This is a genomic window from Bacteroides salyersiae (genome assembly GCF_031172035.1).
In the GTDB taxonomy this organism is placed as follows: domain Bacteria; phylum Bacteroidota; class Bacteroidia; order Bacteroidales; family Bacteroidaceae; genus Bacteroides; species Bacteroides salyersiae.
In genome coordinates this window covers 2,344,476-2,364,384 of record NZ_CP133452.1, presented here as the reverse complement: position 1 = coordinate 2,364,384, position 19,909 = coordinate 2,344,476, and the positions used below count along the sequence as shown (strand labels likewise).

Sequence of the window (19,909 nt, the reverse complement as noted above, 5' to 3'; positions counted from 1 at the left end):
TTTATTTACCAATAATCCTATATTCTTTTCCCGGCTCTGTATGCAAATCGTACAAATAGGTTTCAGGTAAGTTCACTTCATGAAGTTTAGCTTGTACATTAATCAATGGAGCCGCTATTTCAGGAGTACGATACAGGGGATTCGGATTATTCCCTTCCGCCGGTTGCAACCCCTCTCCGGTCAATCGATTCAAGGAACGCAACCGACAGTTTCCACCGTGTCGTGAACGGATAACTACCTGCTCTACTTTTCCTTTTTTCCACCGGATATCCATTTCAAAGCCACCGCGCGCCACGATACCCTTTATTTCTCCCTCTTCCCATACATCCGGAAGAGCAGGAAGCAGATAAATAAAACCATCATGACTCTGCATCAACATCTCCACAATACCGGCAGTACATCCGAAATTCCCATCGATCTGAAAAGGCGGATGAGCATCAAACAGATTAGGGTACGTACCTCCTTTTTTCTTTTCATTCCGTACAAGAGTCAGTTGTTCTGTAATCAGTTTATAAGCATGATTCCCATCGAGCAAACGTGCCCACAAGCAAACTTTCCAGCCCATACTCCATCCTGTAGACGGATCTCCGCGATGAATCAACGAAGTACGTGCCGCGTCAAACAATTCAGGAGTGCGATACGGTGATATTTGGTTACTGGGAAATAAACCATACAGATGAGAAACATGCCGGTGAATATCATCCGGATCATCCCAATCGAACATCCATTCCTGCAACTGCCCCCAACGGCCGATTTGCATAGGTGGCATCTCCTTCAGGCGTTCTTCCAAATGACCGGCATATTCAGTATCGACTCCCAACAACCGGGCAGTAGCAATGATTGATGTCCATAAATCAAATACCAACTGATTATCCATGGTACACCCGGCAGCAGTCGTGGCTTTACCACCGCTTCCGGCATGCGTGTTCTCCGGAGAATTGCTCGGACACACCACTAACCAGTTATGCAACGGCTCTTTCACCATAGTTTCATCAAAAAAACGCCCCGCCTCTTTCATAATAGGATAAGCCGAACGTAAAAACTCTACATCGCCCGTATACAGATATCGCTCCCACAAGTGCCGGCAAAGCCAAGCTCCACCCGAAGGCCACATTCCCGAAGGTGCTTTATCCAAAGGACCGGTAATCCGCCATATATCCGTATTGTGGTGAAGTACCCATCCTTTCGCACCATACATGATTTCGGCCGTCTCCTTTCCAGTCTCGCTAACTTCACGCGTCATCCGAAACAACGGTTCATGGAGTTCACTCAAATTGGTCACCTCGGCAGGCCAATAATTCATCTCCACATTAATATTACAAGTGTATTTGCTATCCCACGAAGGGAAAAGTTTATCATTCCATATTCCTTGCAAATTGGCCGGTTGTCCGCCCGGTTGGGAAGAACAGATCAGCAAATAGCGGCCAAACTGAAAATAGGTGGCCACCAAACCGGCATCATGGGTTGTTTTAAATTTTTCTACCCGCTTATCGGTAGGAAACTGCTCCGTACTCCCCGTTCCCAGATTTAAACTGACACGATCCATATACGCTTTGAAAAAATCGATATGAGACTGCTTTGCTTCCGTATAGTTCTTTTGCATAGCCTTCTCCAAATACTGTCTGGCACGTTCCACTTGATCAGCGCTGATATCCTTGTAATTGATGAAGTTGGTGGCAAGCGAAACATATACAACTGCTTCATCGGCCCCTTCCACCGTGAGAACGCCATCTCTACATGAAACGGCGCCACCCTGTACCCTTGTGGCCAAACGTCCCTGAAATTCGACTTTCCCTTTCAACCCTTCATGCCACGAAGACACTCCGGAGAGCGTGACACATTCTCCATCCGTATCAACCAATGCATCCTGATGGGGCGTAGTCAACACGGCATTAAACGTTATCTTTCCGGGTCTATCGGCTGTCAACCGTACCATGATCACCTGATCGGTAAACGAAGTAAACATTTCACGCAGGTAATTAACATCGTCTACCCGATAGCCTACCTTCACACAGGCCGAATCCAAGTTTAGCTCCCGATAATAATCCCGATACCGTGTATGCCCGGGAAACGAAATACGCAGATCTCCGAAACTTTGATAAGGCATACCGGAATTTGTTTTAGACATTACTTTTTCTGTGGCAAGTGTTTGCGCTTCCAAGTATTTACCGGCAAAAACCAATTCCCTTACTTTCGGAATATACTTCAACCCTTCCGGATTTGCATTATTATTAGGACGACCGGCCCAAAGAGTTTCTTCATTCAACTGTAACTGTTCCACAGCCGGATTTCCAAATACCATAGCACCCAAACGCCCGTTTCCCAAAGGCAAAGCCTCTGTCCATACCTGAGCCGGACGGTCGTACCATAATTTATGTTCCTGTGCGGAAAGCCACTCAAAAGAGATCGCCAGTAAAAGGCAAAAGCTTATCGATATTCTTTTCATGTATATGTGGTAGTATAATTCTATATCGAATAGACGCAAATACCGGTATTTTGTACTTATTCCGCATAAAAAAAGTAAATAGAGACAGTACAAGAGATGCTTATAATACGTCCTTTAGCAAAAGTAAAATCAAACGATATGGGAAAGATAAACATGCATTCCTGGATACAGGAAAAGATCGATACCCCTCAACGATGTGCCATTCCCATCATGACACACCCGGGTATCGAGTACATTCATAAAACTGTACGCGATGCCGTCACTAACGGACAAATACACTATGAAGCCATACAGGCACTGTGCGACCGATACCCGTCTGCCGCAGTCACGGTAATCATGGATCTCACGGTAGAAGCAGAGGCTTTCGGTGCGGAAATTGTTTTTCCGGAAGACGAAGTTCCCAGTGTAAGCGGACGTCTGCTTCGTGATGAAGCAGCCATTGAATTATTGGAAGTCCCCGCTCTAAACAAAGGACGGATTCCCCAATATTTGAAAGCCAATATGCTGGCGGCGGGACACATTACCGACCGGCCTGTATTTGCCGGTTGCATAGGTCCCTATTCATTAGCAGGACGACTTTACGACATGTCCGAAATCATGATGCTCATTTATATCAATCCCCAAGCCGCCATCACATTATTGCACAAATGTACAGACTTCATACTCCGCTATTGCATGGCTCTGAAAGCTACCGGAGCCAATGGTGTCATCATGGCCGAACCGGCTGCCGGATTATTGTCCAATGAGGATTGTATGCAATACTCGTCCATATTCATTAAAGAGATAGTCGACAAAGTGCAGGATGAATATTTCTCTGTGATACTACACAATTGCGGAAATACCGGAAACTGTACGGCAGCCATGGTTTATACCGGATCGGCAGGCTACCATTTCGGGAATAAAATCGACATGGCAGATGCATTGAAAGAAGTTCCTTCCCGGACATTAGCCATGGGAAATCTTGATCCGGTAAGTTTATTCAAGGCCGCTACGCCTGAAAAGATGAAAGCGGAAACCTTGCACTTGTTGAAAGAAACCGAAAAGTACCCTAATTTCGTCCTTTCTTCCGGTTGCGATATTCCTCCTTGTACACCATCTGAAAACATCGATGCTTTTTATGAGGCACTAAAAGAGTTCAATCAAAACAGATAACCCAGAAAATGATTGAACAACAACTCACTCTTTCCGATTTGCCTGTCTCATCATCCGAAATCTACGAGATGATGGGATATGGCAATCAAACGGTTCCTGAGCCGGAAATAGAAGCAGAGACACAAAAGTTGCTAAAACAAATTTCCGCCATTGCCCGTCCGTCTTTTCTTTTTTTTAGTATAAACGGACAATTAGACACAATGAAAGAGACATTAACCGTGGAGCATATCACCTTTCATTTAGGAAAGATCATAACCCGGCAATTAAGAAAATCGGAAAGTTTTGTTTTTTTTGTTGCCACAGCAGGCTACGATTTCGAGCGGTTTCAACAAACATTGCGGCAGGAGAACGATCCCTTAAAAAACTATATTGCCGATACAATAGGTAGCGTCATTGCCGAAAAGACAGCAGACTGTATGGAGCTTGCATTAGAAAAGTACATTGCCTCCCAAGAGTGGAAACATACCAACCGGTTCAGTCCCGGCTATTGCGGATGGCACGTTTCCGAGCAGCATCTTCTTTTCTCCTTATTTCCATCCCCTCATCCTTGTGGTATCCACCTCTCGGATTCCAGCCTGATGATTCCTATCAAATCGGTAAGCGGAATCATCGGAACTGGTTCCGCCGTACATAAAGTTGACTATACCTGCGGTCTGTGTACTTACGATGCATGCTATCGCCGGAAAAAGAAATAACAAAACAGGCTATGAATGCCCATTGAAAAAAAGATAAAGCCCCAACATGACAACAGCAAGCAATACCCATGCCACAACCACCCCTTTCGATGTTTTCTCCATCACCTGTTTTATATCAAACACCTGTTTTGAAGAACGTTTATCAAACAGACTGATTAATACCATACCCATACTGATAATTACAAACAGATAGAATGATAACATCATGAAATGAGGCCAAAACGAATATTGTCCGACAGGAAATACCCATAAATAAAGGACACCGACTCCGATGCTGAAAACTGTTCCCAAGGTCAAAGCCAGATTCGCCGCCAACGTAGTAGTACGTTTCCAAAATACACCAAGCAAAAATACTGCTGCCATCGGAGGAGCGATAAATCCTAATACAGACTGGAATATATTGAATAAATTCAATCCCTTGATGCTATCGATGGCAACTGTAATAACCACAGACAACAAAGCACCAACCAACGTCACAACATGCCCTGTACGGATAATCTCCTTCTGACTGGCCTCCGGGTTGAAGTTTTTCACATATATATCCATTGTGAACACCGTGCTCAATGCATTCAGAGCCGACCCGATAGTGCTTACCAGCGCCGCCGTCAACACCGCCAGAACCAAGCCCACCATACCGGTCGGAAACAAATTCGTCACCATAGTCATATACGCCTCATCCGGATTGGCTAACTCCGGATAAAGTGCCAGACACAAAATACCGGGCAAAATATACAAAGGAACATCCAATATCTTCAACCATCCTGTAAAATTAGCTCCTTTCTGACCCTCTTTCAGATTCTTTGCAGCCAGAACCGGTTGTACCATCGACTGATCCGTACACCAGAACCAGACCCCCATAATGGGATACCCCAATATAATGGGAAGCCAAGGGAAAGCCGGATCATCCTTCGACAAAAACAGATTCCAGTAATTTGCCGGTACGGCATCCACCAGCGCGTCAATCCCCCCGACCTTGTATATTCCTGCAACTGTAAGTGTTGCCGACACAAAGATCAACAACAGCATTTGATATACATTGGTATAAGCCACCGCCTTTAATCCGCCCGCCATCGTGAAAAATGCAGATATAACCAATAGAATCAATGCTGATTGCCACATCGGTATATCAAAGACCTGCCGGATCAAAACTCCGCCGGCAAACAAAGTCAACGCCAGCCAAGAAATCAAAATAGTAACAATGGTGTACCAAGCCAGAATATTACGGGTAGACTGCCCGAAGCGGTATCCCATAAACTCCGGCAAAGTGGATACATGCATTCCTAAATATCGTGGAGCAAAAACAAAAGCCAATAAAGCAATAAATACAAAAGCATACCAAGCATAATTGCCTGATACAATGCCGGTAGTGAAACCGGCACTGGCCGAGGCAATCAGCATGGAAGGCCCCACATTGGTTCCCCACATGGAAAAACCGATGTGATGCCATTTCAATGAGTTCTCTGCAAGAAAAAGACTGCTCCCTTTCTTCCTTTTCAGGCTGGCCCATATTCCAATCGCTACTAATATTAAAAAATAAGTGATCAGGATACCCCAATCCAGCGTATCTAAAAATTTAACATGCATCATTCCGGTCGGTATTAAATAAAAAGTTCTACATCATTTATCTATTGACGATGAAGGCTCATCAATTCCTTTGCCACGGAAACAGCCGTGTTGGCATTGTCACTATATCCGTCGGCCCCTATTTCGTCGGCAAATCCCTGGCTGACAGGTGCCCCGCCAATCATCACTTTAACCTGCCTGCGAATACCGGCAGCCTCCAACGCATGTATTACCTCTTTCATATACGTCATGGTAGTGGTCAGCAACGCACTCATACACAAAATATCCGCATGATTATCTTTCACAGCCTCAACAAACTTATCACACGATACATCTATACCGATATTAATCACTTCAAATCCACAGCCTTCCAACATAGAAGCTACCAAATTCTTGCCGATGTCATGCAAATCTCCTTTCACCGTACCGATCACAACTTTACCAATTGTAGTAGAAGCCGTTCCTTGCAACAATGGTTTCAATAATTCCAAAGCACCTTTCATCGCACGACCGGCCATCAACAATTGGGGAACAAAAGCCTTACCGTCCTGAAAACGCTGTCCTACTTCTCCCATCGCCTTTATCATATATTTATTTATGATTTCCTGGGGAGCAACCCCATCGGCAATAGCCTGTTTCGTCACTTCCACGGCAGATTCCAGCCTTCCGCCTACAATAGCGTCGAACAACGGTTGCAGAGCCTCGTCAGATTTCTCCGAAACCCGGTCGATCTTTATTTTCTCAAGCTCGGTGTCATTGACGGAGTTTTGCTTCTCTCCGGTTTCGCCAACAGCTTCCGAATTTACTTTCGACGTATACTCTTCCACTATCTTCATGGCTTGTTCCACCTCTTTTTCATTATGAAAATCCATCTCGATATGCACCCCGTCACCACCGATGGCATCGAGTAAGGGTTTCAACTCGTCAAGTGTAACCCAACAAGCCATCACACTCTTACCGGCAGCCAATATTTTTCTATACAGATCGTACCACTTCGGCGAGCCTCCCTGCGGTTCGCCTACCCCCGGCGTCCATTGAATAGCATTCAGTTCGTCTATCTCAAGCAAAGCAGGCAGATGGTGCATCGCTCCTACTCCATCCAAATGATACAACGTATACTCGATTTTTCGACATTGCTCCCGGATAAATGGTTGCACGAAACGACGATAATCATCTTCACTGATCATAGTCGAAATATCGCTTTGCAGTTTAGTCATCTTACCCGGTGCCCACGATGAGAAATAACAGAAAGCCATTTCATCTCCTTCACGGATAATATCGTATAATTCATCGAATACCTTAAAATAGATATCATTGATTTGCTGCATCTGATGTTCCAATACCTCCGGCTGCATGACGGTATCCAGCAAAACTTTGTCTGTACCTTTTAAAGCGGCCAGCACATCGAGCCCTTCCATCAAATCGGGCATACCTACATAGTAATGTCCGGCAGCTTTCTTTTTACAAGCCTTTAAAAGCTCTTTATGCAATATCCAGTTGGGATGCTCCGAATTAAAAACAATATCCTCTTTGAAGTCCGGATCGGGATGTATCCAAATCGTATCCTCCCCCCCTTCGAACACACCTCCCAAAATAGCGGCTAACGAACCAGGTCCCAACTGCGTATTGGCTACGGGAAGCATATCCGCCATCAAACTGCTGTGAGCCACATACCAATCCAGATATCCGGCTCTCCATTCCGGATCAAACCACTTTTGATTCAGATCCACGGGGGGGAGAGGAGTTGCCACCCCGGCATGCGGTTCCACTCCTTCCTGAAAGTGTTCCCACATATTTAATACGATTCCTTTATGATTCCACCAATCCAAATAATGCTGTTTGGTCTCTTCTAAATTGCTTTTCCAAGTTTTCATACACTCTGCCAATGTTTTATGAATGTTAACGATCTGCCCAAAATCCCCTATAGGCATCGTCTATTTTTACCAATATACTTTTACTCAAATCCATCTCATCCGTACAATCCACCTCTTCAGGATACATCGGAATAGTAGCGCCTTTACGTACATATACAGGCATTTCTTCAAGAGGAACGTCTACCTTCTTCAGCCAACACTCCCCTTCAAAACATTCACCAGTAAAGAAGTTTACCCATTCTCCTTTAGGAAGATAAACATCCCGGCATCCCTCACCATTCATAACCGGAGCTACCAGAAAATCATCACCAAAGTAATACTCATCATCTATATGCCAACAAAGCTTATCCTCCGGATGATGGAAAATCAATGCACGCAATACCGGATAGCCGGTACGGGTTGCCTTTTCACTTTGCTCCATAATATAAGGAATCAATGCATATCGCAGTTTCCACCATTTCTTTACAATCGAAGCAATCGCCGGATAACTCCAAGGTTCCCGTTTGCTGGTCCCATGATAACGAATGTGCGATGAGAAAACTCCGAACTGCGTCCACCGCACATATATATCATCAGAAACGGGAGAATTCATAAAATCGGGCAAGCTGTGAAAGCCCGGCACATCGTGACTCCAAAAAGCAAACCCCGAAAGTCCGAAATGCAACCCTCCTTTTAGAGAACCTGCCATTCCGTCCCATGTACTGGCCGAATCTCCACCCCAATGAAGCGGATAGCGTTGGCAACCGGCCCAGGCAGCTCTCGCCCACACAATACCGTCACCAGTCACTTCCTTGGTAATTTCATAAGCTGCCTTTTGATAAAGTAATGCATATAAATTATTCAGCAATTCGGGTGTCATGCCGTAATAGGCCGCATCCATATGAATATTCTCTCCAAAATCGGTTTTAATGCATACCACTCCCATATCGAGCAGTTTTTTCAACAATCCTTTATACCATCCGACTGCCTTCGGATACGTAAAATCAATAGTACCGGCATAATCGAGCGCTGAAAAGTTCGACCCCTCCGTATCCTGTTTCTTCGTCAACGGACCGATAAAACGATTGGCTTTCGCTTCCTCTATCTGTTCGGCATCATCTGCCACATAAGGCAATTGCCAAAGAGACACCCGGTATCCTCTTTCTTTCAATCGCCGGATAAAGTTCTCCGGTTGCGGAAAACGTTCTTCATTAAATTTCCATTCACATAACCAGTCGGTTTTAAACCACCCCGTATCCAGATGAATAACATCACAAGGATAATGTTCGGCACGCATACGGTCACAAATAGTATTTACTTCGTCCGCACTAAAATAAGTCATACGACTCATCCATACTCCATAACTCCAAAGCGGCAACATTGGCGGAAAACCGGTCAAGCAACGATACCCGTAAAGAATTTCCTCCGGCATATCTCCACCGATCAGAAACACATCCAATTGTGCCTGATCATTCAGAAATTGTACCGAGCGTGTAGAGTGATCGGCTAATGAAAGTTTACAATGTGAACTGGTATGATAAAATACTCCATACATCCGGCTCGACAGATAGAAAGGTATATTTTTATAAGCACGGCGGTTATTTACACCTTGTCCGTCCTGATTCTTCAACTGAAACGTATGCCCGCTCAAATCCATCTTATAAAAACGTTCGCCTGTACCGGCAAATGCTTCATCGGGCAAACATTCGAATGAAACGGTAGCCCGTTCCTTACGCCCGTTCTTTGTGCAATATGCCAAAGGAAGAGCATCATGTCTCGGAGGAGAAAAATGATCATAGGCACTGAGCCGGACCGACTTCTTGGTATCCGGGTAAAAAGTAATATCCAACGTTTCCTGCGGGGGCGGAAGCAGATTGCTCCAATGCTCAAGTACAGGTTCGCGCAAATTGATAAGGGCACGCAACTGACCATCTTCATCACATACACTCCACAAACCGTGATCCTCACTCACTGTCAGCGGTACCTTACGAACGTCGGAAGCCATTTTCAACATTTCTGTCTCCTCCTCCCAATCGGCCTCTCCCAACCCAGTATATAAACGAAGGATATGGGGCGAATAATAACGGATTTTCAGCGTATATTCTTTCCGTGAAACATTCACGTCCGCAGCCATATCGTTTGAAAGCATTTGTTTCTGAAAAGGAACAGTCAAATATATATCCCCCCCCTTTTCATAGATAGAAGTAGGTTTACAAGCTTTCCAAAGGGATTCGTCGGTCTTCAGTTCGGTATCGAAATCCAGAAAATCGAACAAATGATAATTAGTTTGTTTCATGGATACTATCTTTTAAATAATTATATTCGGGTTGCAGTCCGGCTGCCGATTTTATTGAATCCGATACAGTCGGGCCGTTGTTTATCCACACATTAGCAGGACCGGGACGGTTGGCATCAAACAAGGGTTCCGGACACCAGTTGTCTTTCACCCGGTATCCATCGGTAGCTTCATCAAAATAAATATAAAAAGCCCGGTCGTTGGTAGCATAAGGGGCATTTCCCAACTGTTCGATCCGATTGGCGGTCATCTCCGAAGACGGCTGATTGGATAAAGTATACAAACCGCCGGCATCATACAATTGCAAGGCAAAATGATGTACATAATTCGCATGAATCCGGTTATTTTTCATTCCGCTATCCAACGGTGTCCATCCCCAACCGACACAGATACCGGAATAGTTCACATAACTCACTTCATTATGTTCGATCGTCATATTACGCACGTATCCCGCACCGATACCCACACATCCCCAATCTTCATTGGTCACTTCCGTAATCAGATTATTGGCGATACGAATGTCAGAGCAATATTCTCTTTCATCTTCCGGCATATAAGGGACATGCGTCTCAAAACCGCCGGCAGGGAACGCTCCCAATGCCAAAGCAGTTCCTCCGATATCGGTGAACAAACATCCTTCTACACGACAATTATTTACCGCCCATTCATAATCCAGCCCTGTGGCTCCCAAATGTTTAAAAGTACATCCTGAAAAGTTAATTTGCCGGGCTCCTCTAATTTGCAAAGCTGCTCCCGGACGTTCGATCCAGGCTTGGTTTTCCAATTCCGCCTTTTCCGGTAGTCCGGGAACAGCAAGCTTATAGGCATCCTTCAAATACATCCCCCCCTGTAAAGTAACATGCCCATACAAAGAAGGGCGGTTCCAGGATGCATATTCAAAACTAACCCCTTTAAATGAAATATAAGAAACGGTTCTTTCTAAAGAACCATCCACTTCCAACAGTGTTTCCAATACAGGTGCTACTACTTCTGCCGTTGAAAGATCCACATTTTCTTTCGGCCAATAATAGATTTTTCCGGAAGGATACTCCTGATACCACTCCCCCGGCCGGTCCAGCAAACGAATCGCATTACCCAACGTAAAGGAAGAATTTCCCTTCTCACCTCCGATAACCGGCTGTGGCCAAGGATGCTGAAACTCAAGGCGGCTTTCTGGCTGATGAAACGTGACACGGGTACGTTCCCCCTGCACCTCCCAATCTTTCACGCGCAAGATAGCAATCGCCCAGCGCTGATGCACCGTCATTTCCAACCGGGATTCATTTTCCAACCCTTTTATAGCCGGAGTAGGCACCCATATCTCTCTTTTTTCCGTATCGAAATCAAGTATCCGTTTCATCTCACCCGGCGCAAGCCAAGTCGTACGAATAGCTTTCTCTCCGTTTACCCATAATTGGCGGAACTCCAATATCCGGTTACCTATCTCGGGAGCATCCGCCACCCACACTTTTCCGCGTGCAACTTCCGGAAGCCCGGCAGGAAAATCTGTAACCGGTTTCCATCCGGTTACGCGGATTCCCCCACTAAGCACCGCCTTTCCCGGTTCCACAGCCTCTATGACTGTAGGCGAGTCCTCCGTTCCACTATCCTCCGGACGTAGAAACAGTATCTCGTCCTGCGGGTATATACCTCGTTCCAATCGAATATTAATTCCTCTTTCGACCGCCGGATCGGATAAGCGACGCCATTCCCTTGCCTGCTTCAGTGCTTGTGCTACTGTACGTAAAGGCATCTCCCGAGTCCCCGCATGCTTGTCATTTCCTGTTACGGAAACCCATATTTCACCTGCAAAAGCGAAATTTACAGTACACAATAAAGCTATAATAGAAATAGACAAACGATATTCCATATGCAATCGAATCTTTGAATAATTCAGACAATCTGCTACTTCTTAATAAACTTAATGGTTTCACTTAAGCCTTCCTGCTGAATCTTCAAGAAATAAATGCCCATCGGCAAAAACGAAACATCCAATTTACATGCTACATTCGGAGATACATTACAGGTTTCCGTCAACACGCTGTTTCCGTAAGCATTCATGACCTGAATCTTCGCATCACCGGTACTCTCGGTAGAGACGTATAAATAATCAGTCACAGGATTGGGATATGCATTAACCGCAAATTGCCTGGTATCGGATACCGGTTCAACGCCTACCGCCCGGTCTCCTACTTTCACCCCAATATTTCTTGTACAGGCAGAGCCTTCGGCATCCGTAACTGTAAAATCAACGTAAAAAATTCCGCCAAAGCTCTCTTCCGGAGTTATCTTCAGGATGTTGCCATCCACAGTCGCTGTCCCGTTATCTATCTTCGTTACTGTATAAACCGGATTCTTTTCAAATCCACGGGTATATTTCGTCAAATCGATTTCAACGGTTTCTCCGGTTTTTACTTCGTAATGCGGTGTAGCCATCCAATGCAAATATTCTTCCAGATTAGTATACCCATCCCTGTCATCATCAGCATTTGAATCGGAGAAATCACCTTCCGGTGAATTCGGATTCAATCCGAACATCTCTTCCCACCAATTAGGCAATCCATCCCGATCCGTATCAAATTCATCCAGATCAATTGTTATTTCCGGATAATTCTCATAACCACCGGCATCCGCTTCATTATCTATCAAGCCTTTTTTCCCTGTTTCGCTTCCGACATATGTATAAGACCCTTCCAATGTTTCACGCACGATTCGTTGATCGTGTTCATCCAAAAGGGGAAGATTGCAACCAACATCAGACAAGACTGATTTATAAGCATCTTTGGCGGTATGTATAGTGGCATAAGAGGGGAAAAACGGTTCATCGGGAAATACCTCATAAGTCGGTTCGGAAGAACCGCTATCCAAAGTATATATACGTCCAAACTGATTGTCCGTACCGTCATTCAGCAGATCTCCATTTTTATCTTCAATGATATTTCCAGAATAATAAGCCTGCTCCGTTCCCGCTCCAAATCCTTTAATTTCCAGTTTCAAGATGTGGCCGACAGTCGTTGCCGCTCCTTTTTTATAATAGTTGTTCACAAAGTTCAATTTATGCACTTCACCATCGGTAGCACGACTTCCATAATTATAAACCACATTATTAAATACGTCGAGTTTGCTTACCCACGTTCCGCTTCCGTCAATCGCATCTCCCACACTCCAATTACGCCCATTGCAATGAGCCAATAAATTATGATGAAAAGATCCGGTTTGTCCGCTAATGGTTCCGGCATATCCGTGTTCCGTTCCCGCAGGATAATTCTGATGTCCTGCACAATTCAACGCTTCGGATATCAATGTTCTCTGCAATGTAAGATTTTTCGCTCCACGAGAGCTGAATGCTTCATCGATTGTCCAACTAACCGAACAATGGTCTACAATACTATGATTTGTACCGGCCATTCCCAGCCCGTCATAAGTAGTTCCTCCTCCCAAGCGGATCCTCAGAAAACGACATACTGATTCACTGTTAATCCCTATCGGAGCCGCCCGAAAACAAACTCCTTTGCCCGGAGCGGTTTGCCCGGCTATGGTTATTTGTTCATTCGACATTATTCTGGATTCCAAACGAACGATGCCGGAAACAGCAAACAATACGGTACGAGGCCCGCTCCCATTCGTTACCGCCTCACGAAAGCTACCGGGACCGGCATCATTCAGATTAGTAACATAGACCACCTTACCGCCACGGCCACCACGCGCATAACGGCCATACCCTTCTGCACCGGGGAAGGCCAATTGACACGGCATAAAACTCCATACTTCTCCTTTCGTCACAGTTCCGTCTTCTTCCACTTCATCTACACGCCAATAGTAAGTATTCATACTATAAAGATTCGTGCAGTCAAAAGTAGTATTCGTCTGAGAAGCTTTGTAGCAAGACGAAGTCTTATCCGCATTCGTAACCAGATTCAAATCCGTCCCCAAATACACATCATGTAACACCGCACTCTGAGCTGCTGTCCACTTCAATGTACAGTTACCATTTTCTACTTCAGCATGCAAATCCCGATCTGCGGGAAAAGGAGACTTTGCTTGTTTACCGGCATCGGGAACATCGAGACAGAAACCGTTTATCACTATATTCCATGATGCATCGCTCGGACTATCCTCGTTCGACCGGAAAGTAACCACAACCGGTTCATTCTCTTTCACATCGAATGTGACATAGGCAGTAGCAGCGTCATACGTACTCAACGCCCGGTTCGACTGCATCAACCCTTCTACTTTCAACTCACCATTTACAAAGACATCAATCATACCGAACGTCTTGTCATCCGGACTATCCAGCGTATTGTGATAAGTCAATAAAGAGTGGGAGCCGGGCGCAAGACCTTCTATCGTCATATCTATTTCCGCATACATATCTCCTCCATTCACCGTCAATCCATCGCTAACCAATCGTGCATAATAAGGAGCCTGAATACCTACTTTATGCCAATGAGATTTTAAACTGGCCCCGTCAGATTCTTTTCCATTAGCCATTGTAATTTTTATGCCATTAATTACTTTAGTAGTATCTACACAGTTTGTGATAACCCAAGATTCATAACCCGGTTCGTGAACTTCATCCAAAGCCCGTTCGTCTTTATCAAAATCAACTTTAACAGGTGATTGTGCCAAAATACCAGTTGAGATCAGCAACATGGCAAAAAGAGTAAATCTGTTTTTCATAATAACCATTTATTGTAGTATATACACTTATAAACGAACAAAGCAATTCGGTGTACTCATTTTATTATTAGAAAATGCCTACGGTAGTTATTCTTCCTTATTATAAATTTACCACTTTCAATGCTTTGACTCTAATCAGATTCATAGCTATAAAATAAGCATCAAGATTTGAAATTGGAATACAAGTATGGCGTGTTTTCCAGATAGAACGTTCATGAAGCTGTCATATTGACAAGTATAAGCAAAGTTGCTTTTTTCAAATCAGTAGGACAAGAAGATTTTACGGGAAGCAATGCTCCAATATAAAACATTGTATATCAAACAAACCACCATATCCCAAAGAGAAAGAAGACAGATTCACTGGTACAGGAAATTAATATTAAGGCTATGTTAAACAGCTTTCTTTGTTAGGTAAGAATACGCTTTCTTACACTTAAGATATTAATGTTTTGCGAAGAGGAAACAATACTTATAAAAAAGCAATTAACTATGTTAAATGCATAACACAGCCACTTTTCAAAAGCAATACATAAAATCTACTAAGATTCGATTTTTTTATAATATTCAATGGGATCTTCCCAACTCATCAATAAACTTCGTCTTTATCAAATTTCCATTTTCATCATAGTATTTCCATTCACCATACTCAACACTATCATCCATGTTAGGATCCTCGGTCCATAATACTGTTCCTTCCTCTTTTATATTCCCATTAGGATAATAAACTATCATATAGCATTTATATTTATGTAACCACCACGTTTGACCGCCGTTATAAGATATACGAATAGCATTATCTGCAAAATCTTTACAAATCGACAATAAATGACCGTAATCTCCAAAATCATACCAAATGTCAGACATCTCCCCCTTTTTATAATAACCCATATATTGCAACTTCCCTTTTATATTATAAATACGGCACAAACCATCCTCTATTCCATTTTGATAATATAATTCAGTTATCCTATAATTATTTTGCTCTCGCCAAAAACCATTCTTCTCACCTTTGTCATTATACAAGTTAATCTGGCCTGCACATTCTTTTTGGGAATATGCAGATAAAGAAAATATGAGCAACAAAAAGGAAAATACAATTTTTAAATATTTATCATTCATAATATTACCTCCTATTATTTTTTAATTATCAACCAAAAGATATTATAAAATCGTTCTATACTTTATGTCTATCCTCTTATTTTCAAATAGATCAAAAAGAATGACCAATAGAAAATCCGACAACTTTTCTTTCTAAAAGCAATACATAAAATCTGCTAAGATTCGACTTTTTTATAATATTCAATGGGATCTTCCCAGCTCATCAATAAACTTCGTCTTTATCAAATTTCCATTTTCATCATAGTATTTCCATTCACCATACTCAACACTATCATCCATCAAAGGGCTCTCAGTCCAAAGTAGCATACCTTCTTTTTCAATATTCCCATTAGGATAATATGATCTATAATAACACTTATATTTATGCAACCACCACGTTTGACCACCGTTATAAGATATACGAATAGTATTATCTGCAAAATCTTTACAAATCGACAATAAATGACCGTAATCTCCAAAATCATACCAAATGTCAGACATCTCCCCCTTTTTATAATAACCCATATATTGCAACTTCCCTTTTATATTATAAATACGGCACAAACCATCCTCTATTCCATTTTGATAATATAATTCAGTTATCCTATAATTATTTTGCTCTCGCCAAAAACCATTCTTCTCACCTTTGTCATTATACAAGTTAATCTGGCCTGCATATTCTTTTTGGGAATATGCAGATAAAGAAAACATGATCAACAAAAAAGAAAATACAATTTTCAAATATTTATCATTCATAATATTACCTCCTATTATTAAAGAAATTAAATCTTGAACCATTTAAGATAAAATTAAAGGCCGGGCGAATCATCGCATTCGAAGGAGAAGATAACGTACGTGATACTGTAACAGATACTACGTTAGTCTTTTGAGACGCATTATCAAAATTCCCTATAAAGCCGTCCCAATTATTCCTATCAATTAATAAACATCCGGCAGAAACCGGACTATTATTATCCGTCATTCCTGTTAAATTTTTCTCACCCGCTTTATGAATATTTATTCCCTCAGCATATGTTCTCCCATCCGAGTAGTTCGGATTCGGATTAGGTTCTCCAAGCTCTATTTTCCCACTTCCATCCGTATCACTCATCCTCAATGCAGTATATTTGCCTTTATGGCTACCTACTTTTGCTTGATAAACTCCCTCCGGAACCGTTGCATAATCACTACTGGATGGATTTGTACAGGCATCATAGGTTTCAGTAGCTCCGTCCGCCAAATATACGGTTGCGGTAGAAGAACCAACATTACTTTTTTCTTCAGCATTAAAAGTTCCATTATCAGAAAAAAAGATAGCTTGATGGAATAATCCCCTCAATAAGTTTCCAGATTCATCATACGACTCTTCCTCGGGCACCCATTCATAACCATTAACAATAATGTTTCCATCAGCGTCCTCACTATATGTAGGCCGCCAAGCTTCTCCATTTGGGTCAATCCGATTCATTGGATTCCCACCACAATAGCCATAAGGAGTATATGAATAATATTCCTCACACCTCGGATCCATCGTTGTCCAACCAAAAATCATATCATAATGCCGTTTACCAAAATCATACCAATTTACCCCATGACTACTTTGATACTCTTTATTACCAAATGCATAATCAAGGTTCAATTTATGTCCGTCATGCTCTATACCTGATGGATAATAGTTAGTAGTATATTGCACTCCACCCTGATCAACTTCTGCACGAACATTTCCTAAATGATCTGTTATTTGATAATACCAATCATTGCTATAAATGTAACCGTTAGGAATAAAGGACAAGTAATATCGCATTTTTGACAAACCTATATAGATCGTGTTAGCACAATAATAATATCTCTTATCTGTTTTGATTTCATCAGAACCGGTTGAGTGAAGTTCTCCCATTGGAACATCAACCGAAGCCTTTAAAGTAATAATACGACGCCCATGTTTACGTCCAAGAGCATCATAAGTATAGTGGATGGAATTACCATTGCGCATTTGAACCGTTTCCGGCAAATTTAAATAATTATAGGTGATTAAAGAAATACCCCTATTATAATCTTGAATTAAATTACCATTTTTATCATAAATATATTGATACCCCTGTCCGTTATCGTCACCACTGACAGAAAGAAACTGATTATTATAATGAATGGGAGAAGAAATATTATCTGTCACACTCTTCAAACGGTTACCGTCATAAACAGCATACACATCTTGAACAGTACCATAAGTTCCATCTCGGGAACCAGTGTTTAAGTGATGAATAATATTACCGTTAGCACCATAAGATATCATCTCCGAATAACGTCCCCCATTATCTGCCAAACCACTACCTTCACCATATACGGCACGGATTAATCGATTTTGATAATCATAACTAAATCCATAGCCACTTACAACATCATTAACAGTAGGATATTGTACCAATTGGCCAGCAATATTTCCATTGTAAAATTTAGGAAAAGGGGTTGGACCATCTTCATAATAAAGCGTTTCACAAAATGAACCACTCGTTATACCAGAAAGCCATCCACGGATATTATAACGATAGTTGATTGTTTCAACAATTCCCAACCTATCATAAAGTTCTTTCTTACATAGACGTCCGACATCATCATAACTAAGCTTGGATATAGGATAACAGATTTCAGGATCCTTATAATAATTATAATAGGTACATACAAGACGGTCGGCATGATCATAAGTATAAGTATAAAGTTCTGTCGGAGCAACAACATAAGCATTAGCACTATGTTCTAAACGGCGTTCTATGGGCTGTCCTGTAAAACTATATTTCACATACTCCTTTTCAAGACCACCAAGCGCATTCATAGAAATTGTTTGAACAGGAAGGCCAGTAGTGCCATAACGAATAGTAGTCCAAAGATATTGATCAAAATCATCAAGCAAAGCTATTTTCCTGCCTGTTTTCATTCCTTTCGGCACGTTATACTCCGGATCAGAAACTCCAGAAACATAAACCTTACAATTATCAAATAAAGCAGGAAGTTCGCTTTGATAGTCATAATTATCATAGTAATCTGCAATCAAAGTAATCATTTTGGCAGGTTCGGTAGGATAGCTATTGCAAGTATATAAATCACGTTTAGATGCATCAAACGACTCAGTCAGAATCACATTCTGATTGACACGACCCTGTATTGTATCATAGCTACTACTATCTTTGAATATACCGGTAAGTATCATACGCCCAAGCATATCATATTTATAATAGGTCCATTCACCACGATCTGCCTGATTACTGTCCTGTGACATTCGAAGACGATCGGCCTTATCATAAATATAAGTAACGACTACACCTCCGGGAAGCTGTTTGCGTATACAACGCCGCTTACTATCATATTCATAAATAAAGGCATATTTTTCAATCGAATCATCCGTTAAACCTGCTAAAGATAAAGCAGGCGGAATGACATAACGAAGATTACCTACCTGATCGTAAACGTAATAGGTATCAAGAAAACCTTGATGAGAACGTAATTGGTTGCGATTTAATAAGAGACGATCTTGCTCGTCACGAAACTCATAAGAGACATGCCTATCTTCATCCTCGTAAATTGTAACATCCAGAGTATAACTCTCATAATTACCATTACAAATTAAACGACCGTTCGTATCAATTGCATAATGAGCGCACAGAAAAGCTTCTTCCGTTGAAGAGTTGTAACTGTAATCCGCCTTAAAGCTCCGACCTGCCTTATACCAGTTTTCTCCCGCGCCATATTGTTCACTTGGTAAGTTTAAAGGACCACCGGCATAGAGATTCGTTGAATAAGGATAAGAGTCCTCCGAATGATTGAATAAAGAAAGATCTTCGACCCAGTTACCATCATTGGCTATAGCTGTCGGGATCCACTCTTTACTCTTACGGTTATAAGAATCATATTGTAACAGAGTTACAATATCCTTATCACCATCACCACTTTGCCGCTTAAGATTTGTCTGAGCCAGACGTCCAAGTCCATCTACATATTGTAAACTTTCCATATAGCTGTTCTCGGACGAATTTAACATCGTACGTGTACGAACATAACAACTTCCAGAACTTTGTCCGGATAAATGCACCGATAAAAATAAGCTCAAGATTAAAATAGATATGATTGATCT

The 19,909-nt window shown here is 42.3% G+C and carries 11 protein-coding genes; 2 read left to right on the top strand and 9 right to left on the bottom strand.

Features of this window, described 5'->3' with window-relative positions; translation table 11 throughout:
* Position 1 precedes the first annotated feature (1 nt).
* Positions 2-2,446 (bottom strand): glycoside hydrolase family 95 protein, encoded by a 2,445-nt coding sequence (locus RB604_RS08565; RefSeq protein ID WP_055293568.1) that lies wholly within the window; start codon positions 2,444-2,446, stop codon positions 2-4.
* Positions 2,447-2,584: 138 nt separating this feature from the next.
* Between RB604_RS08565 and RB604_RS08560 the strand changes: the two genes are divergently transcribed.
* Positions 2,585-3,598, top strand: a complete 1,014-nt coding sequence (locus RB604_RS08560; RefSeq protein WP_055293661.1) for a uroporphyrinogen decarboxylase family protein — start codon at positions 2,585-2,587, stop codon at positions 3,596-3,598.
* Between the two features lie 8 nt (positions 3,599-3,606).
* The gene (locus RB604_RS08555; RefSeq protein ID WP_007478660.1) at positions 3,607-4,293 is read left to right on the top strand and encodes a vitamin B12 dependent-methionine synthase activation domain-containing protein; all 687 of its coding nucleotides are present in this window, start codon (positions 3,607-3,609) and stop codon (positions 4,291-4,293) included.
* A 9-nt stretch (positions 4,294-4,302) separates the two neighbouring features.
* Here the strand turns inward: RB604_RS08555 and RB604_RS08550 are convergent, their stop codons facing one another.
* From RB604_RS08550 to RB604_RS08515, 8 genes are all read right to left on the bottom strand, one after another.
* Positions 4,303-5,877, bottom strand: coding sequence for a sodium:solute symporter (locus tag RB604_RS08550; protein ID WP_044093783.1), 1,575 nt, complete (start codon positions 5,875-5,877; stop codon positions 4,303-4,305).
* Between the two features lie 41 nt (positions 5,878-5,918).
* Positions 5,919-7,730, bottom strand: a complete 1,812-nt coding sequence (locus RB604_RS08545; protein WP_055293659.1) for a cobalamin B12-binding domain-containing protein — start codon at positions 7,728-7,730, stop codon at positions 5,919-5,921.
* 25 nt (positions 7,731-7,755) lie between these two features.
* Positions 7,756-10,005, bottom strand: a complete 2,250-nt coding sequence (locus RB604_RS08540; RefSeq protein WP_055293566.1) for a glycoside hydrolase family 31 protein — start codon at positions 10,003-10,005, stop codon at positions 7,756-7,758.
* Entirely contained in the window at positions 9,992-11,875 is a 1,884-nt protein-coding gene (locus RB604_RS08535; protein ID WP_007478671.1) for a right-handed parallel beta-helix repeat-containing protein, read from the bottom strand. Before RB604_RS08535 ends, RB604_RS08540 begins: the two co-directional genes overlap by 14 nt.
* Positions 11,876-11,910: 35 nt before the next feature.
* Positions 11,911-14,685 (bottom strand): T9SS type A sorting domain-containing protein, encoded by a 2,775-nt coding sequence (locus RB604_RS08530; protein WP_007478672.1) that lies wholly within the window; start codon positions 14,683-14,685, stop codon positions 11,911-11,913.
* Positions 14,686-15,249: 564 nt separating this feature from the next.
* On the bottom strand, positions 15,250-15,804 hold the full coding sequence (locus RB604_RS08525; RefSeq protein WP_055293564.1) for a toxin-antitoxin system YwqK family antitoxin: 555 nt from the start codon (positions 15,802-15,804) through the stop codon (positions 15,250-15,252).
* 180 nt (positions 15,805-15,984) lie between these two features.
* Positions 15,985-16,539: a toxin-antitoxin system YwqK family antitoxin gene (locus tag RB604_RS08520; protein WP_122281989.1), complete on the bottom strand. Its 555-nt coding sequence runs from the start codon at positions 16,537-16,539 to the stop codon at positions 15,985-15,987.
* Positions 16,540-16,543: 4 nt separating this feature from the next.
* Positions 16,544-19,816: a DUF6443 domain-containing protein gene (locus RB604_RS08515; RefSeq protein ID WP_147398871.1), complete on the bottom strand. Its 3,273-nt coding sequence runs from the start codon at positions 19,814-19,816 to the stop codon at positions 16,544-16,546.
* Positions 19,817-19,909: the final 93 nt, after the last annotated feature.

Bases quoted from the DNA above. Each gene is read 5' to 3' on its own strand.
- RB604_RS08540 (WP_055293566.1), bottom strand. From the start codon at position 10,005: ATGAAACAAACTAATTATCATTTGTTCGATTTTCTGGATTTCGATACC.
- RB604_RS08555 (WP_007478660.1), top strand. From the start codon at position 3,607: ATGATTGAACAACAACTCACTCTTTCCGATTTGCCTGTCTCATCATCC.
- RB604_RS08515 (WP_147398871.1), bottom strand. From the start codon at position 19,816: ATGTTAAATTCGTCCGAGAACAGCTATATGGAAAGTTTACAATATGTA.
- RB604_RS08545 (WP_055293659.1), bottom strand. From the start codon at position 7,730: ATGAAAACTTGGAAAAGCAATTTAGAAGAGACCAAACAGCATTATTTG.
- RB604_RS08550 (WP_044093783.1), bottom strand. From the start codon at position 5,877: ATGCATGTTAAATTTTTAGATACGCTGGATTGGGGTATCCTGATCACT.
- RB604_RS08535 (WP_007478671.1), bottom strand. From the start codon at position 11,875: ATGGAATATCGTTTGTCTATTTCTATTATAGCTTTATTGTGTACTGTA.
- RB604_RS08525 (WP_055293564.1), bottom strand. From the start codon at position 15,804: ATGAATGATAAATATTTAAAAATTGTATTTTCCTTTTTGTTGCTCATA.
- RB604_RS08520 (WP_122281989.1), bottom strand. From the start codon at position 16,539: ATGAATGATAAATATTTGAAAATTGTATTTTCTTTTTTGTTGATCATG.
- RB604_RS08560 (WP_055293661.1), top strand. From the start codon at position 2,585: ATGGGAAAGATAAACATGCATTCCTGGATACAGGAAAAGATCGATACC.
- RB604_RS08530 (WP_007478672.1), bottom strand. From the start codon at position 14,685: ATGAAAAACAGATTTACTCTTTTTGCCATGTTGCTGATCTCAACTGGT.
- RB604_RS08565 (WP_055293568.1), bottom strand. From the start codon at position 2,446: ATGAAAAGAATATCGATAAGCTTTTGCCTTTTACTGGCGATCTCTTTT.